This window comes from Flavobacterium sp. KY-23415 (genome assembly GCF_055384985.1).
In genome coordinates this window covers 708,047-725,994 of record NZ_AP044001.1, presented here as the reverse complement: position 1 = coordinate 725,994, position 17,948 = coordinate 708,047, and the positions used below count along the sequence as shown (strand labels likewise).

The following is a 17,948-nucleotide window of genomic DNA, read 5'->3' as shown; positions in this document are numbered from 1 at the left end:
AGGGTTGTCTAGGAGTTTTAGATGACCCTTTTTTAGGCTTTAATAAAAATAAATAAGATTCACAAATGAAAAAAATTACTAAAATATTAACTTTTTTAATTACTGCTTTGGCTTTTGGACAGCAACAAACAATAACTTATTCTGTTTCGCCAGCTTCCTTCAATGAAAATCAAAATATTACTATTACGGTAAATGGTAATTCGATTAATGAGGCTACTTGGGGTGTTGCAGGGAATGCATTGTATTTATGGTCTTGGTCATATGATAGTAATGATGCGAATATTTTAGATTGTCCAACAAATGGTTCTTGGACGAACTCAAATGAAGCAAATAGATTGACTTATAACGCAACTAATGATACCTATACAATGTCATTCGTGCCTTCAAGTTTTTATGCAAGAACTAATATGGGGAGAATTGGTTTTTTGATTAAAGCAAAAGATGGTTCAGGAGATAAGAAATCGCAAGATATTTTGATAGAAGTAGGTTTGTTTCAATCGACATTAATTTCACCCGCTCAGAATTCAACAACAATTATAAATTCTGGAGGAAGTTTGTTTGTTGAGGCAAATAATAATAACGGAGTTGCAGACTATAGTTTGAAAGCGAATGGCGTTTCTATAAACGCAGTTTCAGGAGTAAATACATATTCATATAATCATACGAATATTGTTTCAAATCAGAATTATGTTTTAGAGATAACACAAGGAGTAATTACACAAACGAAATCATTTTCTGTAATTGTTAATCCCGTTACAGTTTCAGAAGCTCTACCAATCGGATTAGAAAATGGGATTAATTATTTAGCTGATAATACAAAAGCTGTATTGGTTTTGGAAGCTCCTGGTAAAGATTTTGTATATGTAGCTGGAAGTTTTAATAACTGGCAACCCAATTCTTCATATGCAATGAAAAAAGATCCAGTTATCAATAAATTTTGGTTAGAACTTACGGGTTTAACTGCTGAACAAATCGAAACTTATCAATATTGGGTTGTAGATGAAACTCCAATTGCAAATTCTCCTATTTTGGTGAAAGTGGCAGATCCTTGTTCAACATTGGTTTTGTCTCCGTTTGATGATTCTTGGATTCCAGCCGCAAGTTATCCGAATTTACCTTCTTATCCTGTTGGACAAGAGCGAGAAGTTACGGTGCTTCAAACAGGTCAAACGCCTTATAACTGGCAAGTGACTAATTTTAATAAGCCTAATAAAGATAATTTAGTGGTTTATGAAATTTTGATTAGAGATTTTGATTCGGATAGAAATTTTCAAGATGTTATAGATAAGATAGATTATTTGAAAAATTTAGGTATAAATGCAATAGAGTTAATGCCTGTAATGGAGTTTGAGGGTAATGAAAGTTGGGGGTATAATACTTCTTTTCATATGGCGCTGGATAAATTTTATGGTACAAAAGATAAATTGAAAGAATTGATAGATTTGTGTCATCAAAACGATATCGCAGTTGTGTTAGATTTGGCATTTAATCATGCTTTTGGAAGGAATCCAATGGTTAGAATGTGGATGAACGATCCAGATGGAGATGGTTGGGGAAGTCCAAGTGTTGAAAATCCATATTTTAATACTGTTGCAACCCATAGTTACAGTGTCGGTGAAGATTTTAATCATTCATCAGATTATACAAAAAACTATGTGAAGCAAACGTTGAAATACTGGATAAACGAGTTTAAAATTGATGGTTTTAGGTGGGATTTAACGAAAGGATTTACCCAGAACGCAACAGGGAGTGATGCTTTGACAAATCAATTCCAGCAAGATAGGGTTGATGTGCTTAAAGAATATGCGGATTATTCATGGAGTTTGGATCCCGATCATTATGTTATTTTTGAACACCTAGGGTCTGATGCGGAAGAAAAAGAGTGGGCAGATTATAAAATTGGTGAAGGGAAAGGAATAATGATGTGGGGAGAATTGTTTACGTCCTATAAACAGTTGGCTTTAGGGTATGCTTCTAATGGAAATATTTCAAGAATGGGGCATGTTAGTAGAGGTTTTTCTGGGAAACGTTTGATTGGTTACCCTGAAAGTCATGATAAAGACAGGTTGATGTATGAAGCAATTACTTATGGGGCAAGTGCAGGAACAAATCCTGTTGGGGGAAATCTACAAAACGCATTGAATAGAGCGGGCGCTATTGCAGCAACAAGTATTTTGATACCTGGTCCCAAAATGATTTGGCATTTTCAAGAATTAGGAATGGATGATTCAATTTATACATGTTCTAATGGTACTGTAAATACAGAATTTGATGCTATTGCAGGGGATTGTAAGTTAGATACAAAACCACAACCGCAATGGGTAGAAAATTGGTTAAACGATCCTGTTAGAGGAGCGATCTATCAAGATTATGCGAAACTAATTCACTTAAAGAAGCAAGAAGTGGTTTTTAATGGAGATTATGCAATTAGTCCAGAAGCAGGTAATAATTTAAAGCAAAGAATTTATATTTATGATAATTCACTGCCATCAACAGCTTTAAAAAATGTTGTTGTATTGGCTAATTTTTCCACATCAGATGTAACGATTATTCCAGATTTTCCATATACAGGAAGTTGGTATGATTTAATGGATAATACTTCGCTTGTTGTTACTAATACAACTTCACCAATATCTATTCCTGCTGGTAAATTTAGAGTGTTTGGTAATCAACCAAGTGTACTTACTATTGATTCTTTTGTTACTACAGATGAAATTGTAATGTATCCAAATCCTGTGAAAAATGAATTTTCAGTATCTATGAATGTTCAGAAAATTGAATTGTCTGCCATTACGGGACAAAAAGTGGTAGTTTTTTCTAATGTTACTACAAACGATAAGTTGGATGTGGGTAATTTAGAAAAAGGGATTTATCTCGTTAAATTGTTTTATAATGAAGATAGTTTCGTTGTTAAAAAGCTGATAAAAAAATAAATTTTGAGTTTTGGTTATTTTGCAGAGCACTAATTTTAACTTAAAATTAGTGCTTTTTTAATACGATTTTTTAAATTTCGTTGTTATAGTATTATGAGGATATATTTATTATTATTGATAGGAATATGTGTTGTTAGTTGTAAATCGGTAGTAGAAACCAATTTTAGAGACGACTTTAAAGGAATGGAAGCAAATGAAGTTGCTGTTTTTTTGAAGAAGAATAAAGCCTCTTCTAAAGAGAGAAGTGTCTTGTTTTTAACTCAAGGTTTTAAAGGAGAAAAAATTGTTATTACACAGGGTATAAATACAGTCTATTCATCATATCCTATTTCAAACTTGAATACAAGAATTGCTGATTTCTTTAGTGTGGATAATCAAAATAATCTTGTTATTCAAGATGTTTTCTCAAAAAAAGAAATAATAATAAATTCAAAAAATGCTAAAAAACATAAATTTATCTATGTAATGAAGATTCGTGAAGCAAAGGCTGTTAAGTATAAAATTACTTATAGTAATACTTTGAGGATTTTGAAATAAAAAAGCCGAACAAAGTTCGGCTTTTGTGCGGGTGAAAGGACTCGAACCTTCACACCTTGCGGCACCAGATCCTAAGTCTGGCGTGTCTACCAATTTCACCACACCCGCGTGTGTCATATTGTGAGTGCAAATATAGTATTATTTTTTAATACTATCAAAATACTTTTATGTATTTTTTTAAAAAAAATAGAATAATTTATTGTAGTAAAAAAGCCAACAAAATTTGTTGGCTTTTATGGTTATCTAACTTCTTGATTTAGAAGTAAGTCTAGGTATAAGTTGATTTTGTTTTTTAATTCTTTTCTATGAGAAATAAAATCTAAAAATCCATGTTCTAATAAAAATTCAGAAGTTTGGAAGCCGTCTGGGAGGTCTTTTCCAGTTGTATCTTTAACAACACGAGGTCCAGCAAAACCAATTAGGGCTCCAGGCTCACCAATATTAATGTCTCCTAGCATTGCATAAGAAGCAGTTGTTCCTCCTGTTGTCGGGTCAGTACATAAAGATATATATGGAATTCTAGCCTCTGCTAATTGTGCTAGTTTCGCAGAAGTTTTTGCTAATTGCATTAATGATAAAGCAGCTTCCATCATTCTTGCTCCTCCTGATTTAGAAATCATTAGGAAAGGAGTGTTGTTTTGTATAGAATAATCGATAGCTCTTGCTATTTTCTCACCAACGACTGCTCCCATTGATCCACCAATAAAAGCAAAATCCATACAGGCAATAACTAAATCTTTTCCTTTAGATTTTCCAACAGCTGTTCTAACTGCATCTTTTAATTTTGTTTTTTCCATAGCGTCTTTTAATCGTACGCTATATTTTTTAGTGTCTTCAAAATTTAACGGATCTTTTGAAGTCATTTTCTCATCTAATTCTTTAAAAACATTATCATCGAATAGTATTTGAAAATATTCTGCACTTCCAATTCTCACGTGAAAATCATCTTCTGGGCTTACCCATAGATTTTTAGCCAATTCTTCTGTGTCGATAATTTTTCCAGTAGGAGACTTGTACCATAATCCTTTTGGTACATCTTTTTTATCTTCTGTAAGGGTCTGAATTCCTTTTTCTTTTCTTTTAAACCAAGCCATATATTTTATTATTAGCAGTAAAAAAAAACAGTAACTAACCCAATAATATGGGGTAATTACTGTTCTCTATTATTATAATGTATTAACGTTATTTAAATCTTCAAAAGCTTTTTCTAAACGTTTGTTGAATGTAATTTCAGATTCTCTAACCCATTTTCTTGGGTCATAATATTTTTTATTTGGTATTTCTGAGCCTTCAGGGTTTCCAATTTGTGTTTTTAAATAGTCAACTTTCGATGTGATGTAATCTCTTGCTCCTTCTGTGAAAGCAAATTGTAAATCGGTATCGATATTCATTTTTATAACACCATAAGTGATTGCTTCTCTAATCTCTTCTAGAGTTGATCCACTACCACCATGGAAAACAAAATCAACAGGATTGTTCCCGGTTTTGAATTTGTTTTGAACAAATTCTTGTGAATTTTTTAAAATTTTTGGTGTTAATTTTACATTTCCAGGCTTGTAAACACCATGTACATTTCCAAAGGCAGCTGCAATTGTAAAACGAGGGCTAATTTTCATTAATTCCTCATAAGCATAGGCTACTTCTTCTGGTTGGGTGTACAATTTTGAGCTATCAACATCTGAGTTATCTACTCCGTCTTCTTCACCTCCTGTAATCCCTAATTCAATTTCTAAAGTCATGCCCATTTTGCTCATACGCTCAAGATATTTTTTAGAAATTTCAATGTTTTCTTCAATAGGTTCTTCTGATAGGTCAATCATGTGAGAACTGAATAAAGGTTTTCCTGTTTCTGCGAAATGTTTTTCGGAAGCATCTAATAAACCATCAATCCAAGGTAGTAGGTTTTTTGCACAATGATCTGTGTGAAGTATTACAGTTGCACCATATGCTTCAGCTAATTCATGAATGTGTTTAGCACCAGCAACTCCTCCTGCAATAGCTGCTCTTTCATTGGTGTTAGATAAACCTTTTCCTGCATTAAATTGAGCACCACCGTTGGAAAATTGAATGATAACTGGAGCGTTTAGTTTTGCAGCAGTTTCCATTACACCATTAATAGTACTTGATCCAGTTACGTTTACAGCAGGTAAAGCAAATCCTTTTTCTTTTGCAAATCTAAATATTTCCTGTACCTGATCTCCAGTGGCAACACCAGGTTTTATTGTATGGTTCATAGTTGATTGTTTAATTAATGTTACAAAAATAATAATTTAAAAAATTAGAATGGGTAATTAATACCAAAATTTAAAACAGTTCTTCCAAAGTTTATATCTCTAAACCACCTTTCACTCATTTCTTTAGCAGGATTGTAAGTTTTATACCCAAAATCTATTCTGAATACAAAAAAATCAAAATCATATCGTAATCCTATTCCTGTTCCCAGTGCAATATCTTGCAAAGATTTTATTCCGTTAAAAGTATAGGCTTTGTCTTCAATGTTGTCAAAAACATTCCAAATATTTCCAGCATCTGCAAATAAAGCACCATTTATTTTGCCAGCAATATTAAAACGATACTCAATGCTTCCTGCTAGTTTAAGATTAGCTTCATTAAAATCGTTTATACCTCCGCTGCTTCCAGGCCCTAAACTGTAGGCTTGCCAGCCCCTATTATCGTTGGAGCCTCCTGCAAAATAACTTCTTGAAAAAGGAATAGATTTTGCGTTGCCATAAGGAACTGCTAGACCAGCAAAGGTTCTGAATGTGAGGACTCTCTTTTTTCCAAAGCCCCAATGTTTTACTAGGTCAAATTCACCTTTTATATATTGTGCATATTCTATACCGAATAATGTTTCGTTACCATTGTCGCTTCTTTTTTCGTCAATTTGTCTAGATATTAACGAAGAAAGATTTCCTGCACTTTCAAACTTAGTTTTGAAACTGTAAAAAGTATCATCTTGAAGTCCTTTTCTTGTGTTTTTGGTGAATGTTAGAGCGCTTGAGACAATAAGGTTGTCTTCGATTAAACGTTTTCTTCTTTCACCAATGCTTCTAACTGCTTCATAATCATTTTGACCTTGAGATAAAGCGGTATTCCCGTTTATGACATCATTTATAAAATTTACAGCTCCATTATTGGTAAGGTTGTTGTTTTCAAAGTCAGTAGGATCGATGCTATAAGTTTGTGCAAGGTTATTTAGTCTGTTATAGGAAGATTTGTAAACATTGAAGTAATTTCCGCTATTTAAATTTCTAATGAATTGAATGTTTACAAGATCGAAACGGAGGCTTGTGTCGTTTTTGGGCTGCCAATTATAATTGATTACCCCAGTGAAATTTTCTTTATCTAAACCAATGTTTTTTTGGTTGGTTAAACCAAAGCTCATTTGTGTGGTAGGAAGCATTTCTTTTTTGATAATTGCCCTAGTATTTATTGGAAAAAATATTCTTGGGAAAGAAATTTTAACATCTGCTCCATATTCTGCAATATTAAAAAAAATGTTTTTAGGATTTGCTAAATCTTTAGAAGAACCAATGTTTCCTCTAGTAGAAATCTCTAGTGTTTCGGCTCTTCTAAATAGGTTTCTGAAGGTCAATGAGAGGTTTCCAGTAATTCCAAAATCTTGAATGTTTGAATGTGTAAAATCTATAGATGCTGTTAAGTTTTTCTTTTTTAAAGGAGTAAGATAGATATTTGCAATTAGATGATTTTCATTGTAAGGGTCTTCAATATACTCTATATTTGGAAAATTGAACACCTTTAAATTGCTTAATGAAATGGAAGTTAATGACCGTTCTTTGTCGCTGAAAAGATTTCCTTTCTCAATGAATATTGCGTTTGCAATGGCTTTTGGTTTGTAATTTAGCTTTCCGTTACTATAGAAATTATAATTATTGTAGGTTGTACTATCTGTAATTTTATTCACTTTTCGAGAAGTGTTGTTTGTATAGATGTTTACTTGGCTTATTTTGTATATTTTGAAAGGTGTTTTAATTAGTGTGTCTCCTTTTTTTATTTTTCGATCTTCAATTTCACAAACTACATCAACTGTTTTGTCTCTCGTATTGGTAATTACATCATAGCGAATATGGTTTATTTGAAAATGATATACTCCATTGTTTCTAAAATATTCTGTTAATCTGTTTTTTTCAAAATCAAAATTATCTGCATTATATTGTTTTCCTGATTTTATATAGGAAGCGTCTTTTATTTTGAGATATAAACTATCGATCTGAGGTGTTTCTATTCTTCTGGAAAGACTATCAATAAACGAAGGGTCGCCTGTTTTTACAGTATATGTTATTTTTGCTTTTTTAAATGCTACAGAGTCAATTTTGGGTTCTACTTCTGTGTCAAAATAGCCCAGGTTTTGGTAATATCCTTTAATTTTATTTTTTGAAGATCTTGTTTTTATTGGGTTAATAATAACAGGAGCTTCTCCTGTTTTTTTTAAAAAACTACTTAAACCAGATACTAAGAAAGATTGACTTAGTCTATCTACTTGCTTGTTGGAAAGTATTTTTGCTAGATTTTTCCTTCTGTTTGGTTTTTTGTTTAGCCAAATATAATATAGGGTATCTGGTTTTTCTTTCGCTAAATTGTATAGGTTAAGTCTAAATGGGTATCCTAGCAGTTTTCCATTTGGTTTCTGACTTAATAAAGCCTCTATTCTTTCGTTCTTAACAATGCTGTCATTGGTTAGAATGATGTTTTTAGTGAGTAATTTTTCTCCATCTGGGACTTTCTTTACAATCGAACACGAATGAAAAATGATACCAGTTAGAAATATTAGTGTTATTTTTGGAAAGATTTTTTTCAATGTAATTAAAAATAGTTAGTCAAAAATACAATTTTTATGGTTAGTAAAAACCAAATTAAACTTATTACAAGTTTACAACAAAAAAAATATAGAAAGCAACATCAATTATTTTTAGCAGAAGGTAAAAAAGTAATTCAAGAATTGTTGGATGCTAATTATGAATTAGAGATTTTGTTTTCTACAGATATTGAATTTTCATCGGTTAATAGAGACAAATTTTATACCATTTCTGAAAATGAAATGAAAAAAATTTCTGCTTTAACAACACCTAATAATTGTTTGGCTCTTTTTAAAATTCCTATTGAGAAAAAAAATGATCTATCGGGTCTAATTTTGATGCTTGATGATGTTAGAGATCCAGGAAATTTAGGTACCATAATACGTCTTTGTGATTGGTTTGGTATTGAAACATTGATTTGCTCTGAAGCGACAGTTGATGTGTATAACCCAAAGGTTATTCAGGCAACAATGGGATCAATTAGTCGGGTTAATATTGTTTATGCTGATTTAAAGGATATATTGAAGACTATAGAATTGCCTATTTATGGTACTTTTATGGATGGTGAAAATATTTATCATGAAAAATTACCTAGTGAAGGTGTTATCATAATGGGTAATGAAGCTAATGGAATTAGTAAGCTGATTGAAGGTTTTGTAACAAAAAGAATTGCTATTCCTAGATTTGGCAAACTTATGCAAACGGAGAGTTTGAATGTGGCAACAGCAACAGCAATTATTTTGAGTGAATTTAGACGTTAAAAAATTAATGGAATGTAAAATTGATAAAAATCCCTCTTGTTTTCATGGATTGAATGTTTCCTGTCCACGGACTGTCTGGTGTGTTGTCTCTGATTAATTCATCATTCATACTAAAAACGCCTCTAATTGAAGGGGAGAATTTAAAATATTCTAAATATAAATCAATACCAAAGCCAAGCTCGTAATTGTTAGTCCATTTTTTTACTCTAAAGCGCTGATTGTAATTGTCATCTGGAGCGTCTGAGTTACTCCCTAAATTTAATGTGGTTGATACTCCTGTTAAAACATATGGGCGAATATTTCCTGTTCGTTTTGAAGAGAGTTTTAATAAAAGTGGAAAGTGAATGTATGTAGATTTTACCTCTCTTAATGCGTCTCGTTGTGTGTCGAATCCTGGAAATGTTAAATTTCTTTGTGTGATTACCAAACCAGGTTCAAAACGAAGGTCTGCATATTCCATTAGTCTAAGATTTCCAACAAGTCCTACATTGAAACCAATTGTGGTTTCTGACTTGATATCTTCAGTTGGGGTAAGGTAATCAAATTTAAAGTCGAGGCTATTAAAACCTAAAAAATACCCCCAATGTACTTTTTGTTTGTCGAAATTCTCCTGATTAATAATTGGGTCTTTGCCAAACATCCCTGCTTGCGAATAACCTAAAGCGGTTACCAATAATAAAAATATACTTTTCTTCATATTATTTTTTTGAAGCTTGATAAATTGTTGCTACTCCAAATGTTTGGGGTAAGTGCTTTACATCTATAAACCCAACTTTTCTTAAAATATTGTTTAGAGCTTCACCAAAAGGGAAAATATTAGCAGAATCAGATAGATATTTGTAGGCTGACTTGTCTTTTGAGAAGAGTTTTCCTATGATTGGTAAAATGAATCTTGTGTGAAAGGCATAGCCTTGTTTGTATGGAAATTTTGTAGGTACTGAAGTTTCTAAAATGACAAATATTCCATTAGGTTTTAATACTCTTAAGATTTCAGTAAGTCCTTTTTCAAGGTTTTCAAAATTACGTACACCAAATGCTACTGTTATTGCATCAAAATAATTATCAGGATAAGGAATGTTTTCACTATCACCTAGAACCATTTCAATTTTATTGTCTAGTTTTTTATCTTTAATTTTCTTTTTACCTACTTCTAGCATACCTGCAGAAATATCTAATCCTATTATTTCTTCAGCAGAAGTATTTGTCATTAAGATGGCTAAATCACCTGTTCCAGTTGCAATATCTAATACTGATTTTGGTTTTTTTTCAGCTACTAATTTTAAAACTTTTTTTCGCCATTTGATGTCAATTCCGAACGAAATTACTCGATTTAAACCGTCATAATTTCCAGAAATAGAATCGAACATTTGTGCAACTTGTTCTTTCTTACCTAATTCAGAATTTTTATAGGGAGTTATGTTTTTAGACATTATCTTGATTTTATGAAGTGCAAAAATACAAATTATATTCTCATTTTCTAATGTAAGTTAGATATGTGAAGTCAAATTGATGTTTTTCATCTTTATGTTGTGGCTCGCTATTGCTTAATTTCCAAATGTGTTCATCTATTTTTGGGAAAAATGTATCTGCTTCTACATTGGTATGTACTCGTGTTAGTTCTATTTTATCTGCAAATTCAATAGATTGCTTGTATATTTCACCACCACCTATAATGAAGATTTCTTCGTTTTCAGGGCACATTGAAATTGCTTTTGTTAAGCTGTTCGTTACAATGCATCCTTCAGGAGCTGTGTAGTTTTTTTGGCGTGTAATAATGACGTGTGTTCTATTTGGTAGTGGTTTCGGGAAGCTTTCAAAAGTTTTTCTACCCATTATAATATGATGTCCTGTTGTTAAAGATTTAAATCTTTTGAAATCATTAGGTAAGTGCCAAACTAAATCATTGTCTTTGCCTAATGCATCATTTTCGGCAGCAGCAGCTATAATTGTAATCATGTTTTTTTATGTAAAATTAAAGAGTTTGTTTTTTGTGAATTTAAGGTTATAGTTTCAATAGTAACTTGATTATTTTTAATTTTTTCAAAGTATGAGGGTAATATTTAAGATTCAGCTCTATCCAAGTTGGTTTTTCTAGAATACTTTTGTAGTGTGAAAAAGTTCTGAATCCTTCTTCTCCATGATATGCTCCTAGTCCACTATCTCCAACTCCTCCAAAAGGGAGATTACTGTTGGTAATTTGCATTATCGCTTCATTTATGCCTCCATTGCCAAAAGAAATTTCGTTTGTGATCTTTTCTTTTGTTTTTTTATCATCTGTAAACAAATAGCAAGATAATGGTTTTGGTTTTGATTTTATGTATGAAATAACTTTGTTAATATTTGTGTAGCTTAATACGGGTAAAATTGGGCCAAATATCTCATCTTGCATTATTTTGTCTTCTACGTCTATATTTTGCAGTAATGTGGGTTGAATATATCTTTCATTAATGTTGTAATTTCCACCGTAGAATATTTTTTCTTTTTCTATTAGAGATACTAATCTTTTGGTGTTTTGTTCGTTTATTATTTGAACATAATTGCTGTTTTCAAAACTATAATTGGATTGTTCAATTGCGATTTTACATTCTGTTAAAAAAGCGTTTTTGATAGATTCATGTACAAAAACATAGTCTGGTGCTATGCACGTTTGTCCTGAGTTTAAAAATTTTGCCCAAATTAATCTTTTTGCTGTCATTTTTAAATTGCAATTTTCTGTTACAATTGCAGGGCTTTTACCTCCTAATTCTAAGGTTACTGGTGTAAGGTTTTTTGCAGCTGCTTGATAAACTATTTTGCCAACAGGAACACTCCCAGTAAAAAATATTTTATCGAATTTTTCATTTAAGAGTGCTGTAGTCTCTGGAATTCCACCTTCAATTACTAGAAAAAAATCTGGGTTAAAATTTTCGTTTATTAATTTTGCAATAATTGCACTAGTATTTTTGGCTAATTCACTGGGTTTTAATATTACTGTGTTTCCAGCTGCTATTGCGGCTATTGCTGGACTAAAGGATAATTGATAGGGGTAGTTCCAAGCTCCTATTATTAAAGTAACTCCTAGTGGTTCGGGTAAAATGTAGCTCTTTGCAGGTAGGTTAACAATATTTGTGGATACACGTTTTCTTTTTGACCATTTTTTTATGTTTTTTATAGCTTCGTCTATGTCTTTGTAAAGTAGGCTAAGCTCATTGGTGTAATTGTCAAAGGGCGATTTTTTAAAATCTTGATAAATAGCATCATTAAGTACCGATTCGTTTGCTTTTAGAATGTTTTTCAGTTTGCTTAATTGATTAATTCTAAACGTTATTTCTTTTGTTGTATTTTTATTGAAGAATGTTCTTTGATTGTTGATTATTGTTTTCATCTTTTGGTAAAGTGTTGAAATAAAAAATGCCTGTTTAATACAAAGGTATTAAACAGGCATAAGGTATGTAATTTTTTAATACTATTTATGTAAATTCCAGTCGTATTCAGAAAAAGTAAGTTTTGTATCTGCGCTAATATGTGTGGTAGAGTATTTATTGATAAAATCAACAATAGTTACATTTCCTATGAAATCTGTAAAATACCATTCAAAAACTTTTGATAAATTAGAAGAAGCAGAACCTAATAGATTTTTTGAGGAATCATTAATAAAAAGACTTGTAGCAACATCTAAATCATAATCGATACTGTTCGAAGTGTAAGCTGTATTTCTAAGTAAAGGAGAAGAAATAGCGGTTGAATACAATGCGAAATGTACTCTTGGATCATTCATTGGTCTAAGTATTTCATGTTCGATATAATCTAATGAAATTTTACCGCCATCAAAATCAATAAACTCCATTTTGAATGGGTCTCTAATGTAATTGATGCTTTTTATTGGATAGTTTTCTGCTAATAATTTGATAATATTGGCATTGTAAACATTGATCCAGTATGTTTTTACTTCTGCTTCTGACCAACTTTTGTTTGGTGAAATTTTAGAAAAATTGTAGGTGATGTTGTTGATGTCTTTTAAGTTTTTTAACACTTTGTCATAATCTACTACACCTTTGCTTGATACATGCTTTTTTAGGAAATCGTCATATTCTGAAAATGTGATGACTTGGCTAAACCCTGATAGGTTTAAAGTTAATAATAACAGTAAAATAATTCTCTTCATAATTCTCTTTTAATTTTATAAATTCCGAAAAAACGAGCGCAAAAATAGTAAAAACTATTTAGTTAAGGCTAAATTATTGTCAAAAATAATAACTTTTTTTCAAATAAAAGCCTGAAAACCATTTAAATATAAACTTTTTTGCATTTCGTTACAGATTGTTATCAAAAAGCGAGCCAAATTTTATTTTGGTTAGATGAGTTGAAATATTTTTACTTGAGTATAGTTATGGTGTAAATTTGATTATTGAATATATTTTAATTTATGGTGTCTCGGAATGTTTTTTTAAAAATTTTAATTTTAAAAGAGTGAATAATTCACTAATTTTTAAGTATTTGTTTTGAGGCTTAATCTTATGTTAAATTTTATGATAGTTGCATTATGTTTGTTTTTTTTTAGTAAAATCATTGTTTTTTTATAAGCTCTCAAATAAAATTACCTGATACAATTTGATAAAATATTTATTCATTATGTAATTGTAAAATAATTAATTTGAAACCTATTTATTGTCTATAGTTTTCTCTATTCTGTTAATGCATTCTAAGAAATGATATTTAGTTTCAGTTTCTCTAGTTGTATTTTTGGCAATATTTAAGTCTTTTTTTAATTCAAGTAACTCACCAAAAAGTAACGATTTTATATCTGATTGGTTAACATTAAAATTGTGCTTGGTGTTGTCTTTGTAGAGTGAAATTAATCGTTCTAAGTGTGCTTTTTGTATGTTTCTTTGACTAATGTTTATGTTGTTATTTGTGTTGTAATTCCAAATTCCTTTTCTAATATCTGAAAGCAATTCTAGTGCTTTGTAATTTTTAGAGTTTACGAATTCAGCATCTAGGAGTCTTCCTAGTCTTTCTATGCTTATTAGGCTGTTCAAATGTCTTGTTTGGTAATTCAATAGCTTTTGGTTGTATCCATCAGGAGTTATTTTATTTAAAATTGAAGTGTCAACTAGCCAATTTTGATTCGAAAAAGCATTTTCAATTAACCATTTTACAGCTTCTTGTTGTTTTTCTTTTGGAATAATATTATAAACAGCTCCAGTTTGATTTGGTTTTTTTTCCAATTCATTTACACCACCAACATAGGTTACAACATGTCCAATGTATCTGCTCCAAACCGAAAGTAATTCTCCGTATAATTCTTCAAGATCGTCGTAATTGTTAGTTTCTTTACTTGTCCAATCGGGTAAATTTTTAGCAACTATTTTTAAGTTTTTAATGGCATAGGTACTTGCTTTGACGGCATCATTCCCAATGTCTTCTGTTTGCGAATAAGGATCAAAATTACTTGATTGTTTTCCGAACTCATATATAGGATTTCCTTCTTTTTCAAGAATCCATTGGTCTAATGTCGAGATTTCGTCTTCGGGTGTTTTTGCGTTAGGAATTAATCGATAACCCCAATTTACTGCATAAGTATCATATGGTCCCATTTGTCTAATGAAACGTACATCTTTATCTCCTGGTTGTGCAATGTAGTTATATCTAGCGTAGTCCATTATGCTTGCAGATATTCCATTGAGTTTAGTGAAAGCTGGTTTTCTGTAATCTTCTACATTATAGGCGCAACTAGCGCTCATGTTGTGTGGGAATCCTAAGGCATGTCCTACTTCATGAGCAATTACCATTTGCATCATTTCTCCTAACTCTTCTTCATTGGTGTGTAAGGTTCTTGCTGATGGATTTGCTGCTCCTGTTTCAAGGAGATATCTATTTCTGTAAGAACGCAAATGGTTGTGATACCAGATAATGTCGCTTTCAATTATTTCTCCTGTTCTTGGGTCTGAAATGCTTGGTCCTATTGCATTTCTTGTTGTGCTTGCTACATATCGAATTACCGAATAGCGAATGTCTTCTGGGCTAAATTCTGGGTCTTCCTCTTTTGTAGGAGGATCTTTTGCTAGGATCGCATTTTTGAACCCTGCGGCTTCAAATGGTTTTTGCCATTCTTCCACTCCTTTTTTTATGTAAGATCTAAGTTTTTCAGGAGTTGCTGGGTCTATATAGTAAATGATTGGTTTTATTGGCTCAACTAGTTCGCCTCTTGCATAGGCTTCGGGGTCTTTTGGTTCTAATCTCCAACGTCTGATGTATGTTTTTTTGTCCGTTTTTAGTTCTTCACTACTGTAATCATATTTGTTTAATGTAAACCAACCAACACGGGAATCGAACAGCCTTGGTTTCATCGGGATTTCTGGGAGAAGAATCATTGATTGGCTCATTTGAACACTGATTGTTTCCGTATTTTCTAAAACAGATGGTTTAGCTGCATTATAGGTAAAATCTTGGAGTATTTCAATATTCAAAGGAAAGGCTTTGATATAGTTAATGAAACTTCTACTTTCGTCAAGGTTTTTTACTTTATATGCTTCTCTAATTTCAGGTGATAAACCGCTAATTGCTTTTACATCTGTAGTGAAGAATTTTGTAACATCAATTACTGTTGCTGTAGAATCTTTTGAAAAAGCATTAATATCAAAGGCATATAATGTGATGTCGTTATTGTTTGCTTTGACTGAAATGTTAATTGGCAAACTGTCATTAGCAATACTATTTGCTGATTTGACTTTTATTAAAAGTTTGTCTTCAAATCGATCCCAAATTATCATTTGAGTGTTCATTTCTGTTCCTGCATTAACATAGCCACCACCTAAGCCTTCAGGTACTTTGGCAAATTTGCTGACTAAAAGCATGTCTTTGTTTAGTAGATTGTTCGGAATTTCAAAGTAGTATTTGTCAATAACTTTATGTACTTTGAACAATCCGTTTGAAGTTTTTGCTTCTTTTGTTATGACAGAATTATAGTCCTTTATTTTTGTGTCTTTTTTCTTTTCAATAGGAATATTTGTTTCTGTTTTTTTAGGTTTTTTCTTTTTCCATATTTGCGAATAGCCACTATTAAAGGATAATAGAAGGAGGATTAGAAATGTAATTTTTTTCATTTTATTGTAGTTGTTTTTGCTAAAATACTACAAATTAAAGTAATGAAAAAAGGGTTTTTTAAAGAAAATAAAAATAGTGATTTGTTGTAGTTTTATTCTAATTTAAAACTTATGGGTAAACCATACTTTACATTTACTGTTTTTCCTCTTTGTTTTCCTGGTTTTAATTGAGGTAATAAGCTAATGATTCTCTCAGCTTCGTCAGTTAGTAATTGGTGTCCCTTAGATGTAATGTTAGTTATTTTTCCTTCTTTGTTAATGGTAAATTGAATAAGAACCATTCCTTGTATTCCATATTTTGCAGCTAAAATTGGGTACTTAAAATTACTTTTAATGTGATTTTGAATCATTTCATTGAAACATTCAATGTGTTTTTCTTTTTCAGTCTTTTCACATTCTTTAAATAATGGAATATCCTCTATAACGGAAATACCCATTTCCTTGTTTTCAGAATTAATATTAGTAGTTTCAATTTCAATTTGGGAAAAACCAAAAAATGAAACAAATAGAAATAAAAGTAAAATTTTTTTCATAAATAGTTTAAACAGCAACAGCTCCTTTAATATGTGGATGAGGATCGTATCCTTCTAAAGTGAAATCTTCAAATTTAAAATCGAAAATATTTTTAATTTCAGGATTTAATTTCATTGTAGGCAATGGGCGACATTCACGAGATAATTGTAACTCTAATTGTTCGATGTGGTTATTATAGATGTGAGCATCTCCAAATGTGTGAATAAAATCGCCTACTTGCAAATCGCAAACTTGTGCAATCATCATGGTAAATAATGCATAAGAAGCAATATTAAAAGGAACTCCTAAGAAAATATCTGCACTTCTTTGATATAATTGACAACTCAATTTTCCGTCTGCAACATAAAACTGAAAAAAAGCATGACAAGGAGGCAAAGCTGCTTTGCCATTGGCTACATTTTCTGAAAATGAAATTGAAGTGTTTGGCAAAACACTAGGATTCCATGCAGAAACTAACATTCTTCTACTGTTTGGGTTTGTTTTTAAAGTTTCAATTAATTCTGTAATTTGATCTATTTCTTCGCTGTTCCAGTTTCTCCATTGATGTCCATATACAGGTCCTAAATTTCCATTCTCATCTGCCCATTCATCCCAAATCTTAACACCGTTTTCTTTTAAATAGTTAATATTAGTGTCTCCTTTCAAAAACCATAATAATTCATAGATAATAGATTTAAGATGTAGCTTTTTTGTGGTAACCATAGGAAAACCTTTGCTTAAATCGAAACGCATTTGATAACCAAATACACTAATAGTTCCTGTCCCTGTTCGGTCACCTTTTTGGTTACCGTTTTCTAATACATGTTTTACTAAGTCGTGATATTGTTTCATGTTTTTAAGATAAAAGTTGTAAGTTGAAGGTTAAAAGTTTCAACTTTGTAAATTTTACGGTTATTGTCATGCTGAATTTATTTTCAGCATCTCATTTTTAGATTCCGAAACAAGTTCGGAATGATAAAAATTATTTTCGAATTCTGTAATTATTAAAATTTCTTGCTAAGCTTTGCTGATATAAATAAATACCCATAGGGAGTCCAAATGTAAGAACTATTACAAAGCCTAAATTCCAAAATAATATAGTAATAATACAGCTAATTATAAATCCTATGATAAAACCGATTTTAGTTGGTTCAGCGTAAATTTTGTTTATATGTATCTTTTCTTTTTTATGACAAAAATTACAAGTAAAGCCAATTTCTTCGCCTTTTTTCATTTGTAATTGACCTCTGTCGTCAGCGTCAATCATAATTTTGTTTTTTGCTTTACATGAAGGACAATTGT

General features: G+C 31.2%; 15 protein-coding genes and 1 tRNA gene. 3 read left to right on the top strand and 13 right to left on the bottom strand.

What is annotated here, in order from left to right; translation table 11 throughout:
• The first annotated feature begins 65 nt into the window (after positions 1-65).
• The gene (locus ACZ49Z_RS03550; protein WP_464306820.1) at positions 66-2,933 is read left to right on the top strand and encodes an alpha-amylase family glycosyl hydrolase; all 2,868 of its coding nucleotides are present in this window, start codon (positions 66-68) and stop codon (positions 2,931-2,933) included.
• Positions 2,934-3,026: 93 nt separating this feature from the next.
• A complete protein-coding gene (locus tag ACZ49Z_RS03545; RefSeq protein ID WP_464306819.1) occupies positions 3,027-3,470 on the top strand; it encodes a hypothetical protein in 444 nt (147 codons plus the stop codon).
• A 26-nt stretch (positions 3,471-3,496) separates the two neighbouring features.
• Here ACZ49Z_RS03545 and ACZ49Z_RS03540 read toward each other — a convergent pair.
• From ACZ49Z_RS03540 to tamL, 4 genes are all read right to left on the bottom strand, one after another.
• Positions 3,497-3,578, bottom strand: a tRNA-Leu gene (locus ACZ49Z_RS03540).
• A gap of 131 nt (positions 3,579-3,709) precedes the next feature.
• Positions 3,710-4,564, bottom strand: a complete 855-nt coding sequence (accD, locus tag ACZ49Z_RS03535; RefSeq protein WP_464306818.1) for an acetyl-CoA carboxylase, carboxyltransferase subunit beta — start codon at positions 4,562-4,564, stop codon at positions 3,710-3,712.
• A gap of 72 nt (positions 4,565-4,636) precedes the next feature.
• The gene (fbaA, locus tag ACZ49Z_RS03530; RefSeq protein ID WP_464306817.1) at positions 4,637-5,704 is read right to left on the bottom strand and encodes a class II fructose-bisphosphate aldolase; all 1,068 of its coding nucleotides are present in this window, start codon (positions 5,702-5,704) and stop codon (positions 4,637-4,639) included.
• 44 nt (positions 5,705-5,748) lie between these two features.
• Positions 5,749-8,289: a translocation and assembly module lipoprotein TamL gene (gene tamL / locus ACZ49Z_RS03525; RefSeq protein WP_464306816.1), complete on the bottom strand. Its 2,541-nt coding sequence runs from the start codon at positions 8,287-8,289 to the stop codon at positions 5,749-5,751.
• A gap of 36 nt (positions 8,290-8,325) precedes the next feature.
• On the opposite strand from tamL, the gene ACZ49Z_RS03520 reads away from it, so the two are divergent.
• On the top strand, positions 8,326-9,048 hold the full coding sequence (locus tag ACZ49Z_RS03520; RefSeq protein ID WP_464306815.1) for a TrmH family RNA methyltransferase: 723 nt from the start codon (positions 8,326-8,328) through the stop codon (positions 9,046-9,048).
• 4 nt (positions 9,049-9,052) lie between these two features.
• On the opposite strand, the gene porT is transcribed toward ACZ49Z_RS03520, so the two are convergent.
• From porT to ACZ49Z_RS03475, 9 genes are all read right to left on the bottom strand, one after another.
• The gene (porT, locus tag ACZ49Z_RS03515) at positions 9,053-9,745 is read right to left on the bottom strand and encodes a type IX secretion/gliding motility protein PorT/SprT (RefSeq protein WP_464306814.1); all 693 of its coding nucleotides are present in this window, start codon (positions 9,743-9,745) and stop codon (positions 9,053-9,055) included.
• Position 9,746: 1 nt separating this feature from the next.
• A complete protein-coding gene (ubiE, locus tag ACZ49Z_RS03510) occupies positions 9,747-10,478 on the bottom strand; it encodes a bifunctional demethylmenaquinone methyltransferase/2-methoxy-6-polyprenyl-1,4-benzoquinol methylase UbiE (RefSeq protein ID WP_464306813.1) in 732 nt (243 codons plus the stop codon).
• Between the two features lie 40 nt (positions 10,479-10,518).
• Positions 10,519-11,004, bottom strand: coding sequence for a dihydrofolate reductase (locus tag ACZ49Z_RS03505; RefSeq protein ID WP_464306812.1), 486 nt, complete (start codon positions 11,002-11,004; stop codon positions 10,519-10,521).
• A 46-nt stretch (positions 11,005-11,050) separates the two neighbouring features.
• Positions 11,051-12,412, bottom strand: a complete 1,362-nt coding sequence (locus tag ACZ49Z_RS03500; protein ID WP_464306811.1) for an aldehyde dehydrogenase — start codon at positions 12,410-12,412, stop codon at positions 11,051-11,053.
• A gap of 81 nt (positions 12,413-12,493) precedes the next feature.
• Positions 12,494-13,192: a DUF547 domain-containing protein gene (locus ACZ49Z_RS03495; protein WP_464306810.1), complete on the bottom strand. Its 699-nt coding sequence runs from the start codon at positions 13,190-13,192 to the stop codon at positions 12,494-12,496.
• A gap of 496 nt (positions 13,193-13,688) precedes the next feature.
• Positions 13,689-16,133, bottom strand: coding sequence for a zinc-dependent metalloprotease (locus ACZ49Z_RS03490; protein ID WP_464306809.1), 2,445 nt, complete (start codon positions 16,131-16,133; stop codon positions 13,689-13,691).
• Positions 16,134-16,225: 92 nt separating this feature from the next.
• Positions 16,226-16,666 carry an energy transducer TonB gene (locus tag ACZ49Z_RS03485; protein ID WP_464306808.1) on the bottom strand — a complete coding sequence of 147 codons (441 nt, stop codon included), beginning with the start codon at positions 16,664-16,666 and terminating at the stop codon, positions 16,226-16,228.
• A gap of 7 nt (positions 16,667-16,673) precedes the next feature.
• Positions 16,674-17,498, bottom strand: coding sequence for a thymidylate synthase (locus ACZ49Z_RS03480; protein ID WP_464306807.1), 825 nt, complete (start codon positions 17,496-17,498; stop codon positions 16,674-16,676).
• Between the two features lie 130 nt (positions 17,499-17,628).
• Positions 17,629-17,913 (bottom strand): hypothetical protein, encoded by a 285-nt coding sequence (locus tag ACZ49Z_RS03475; RefSeq protein WP_464306806.1) that lies wholly within the window; start codon positions 17,911-17,913, stop codon positions 17,629-17,631.
• Positions 17,914-17,948: the final 35 nt, after the last annotated feature.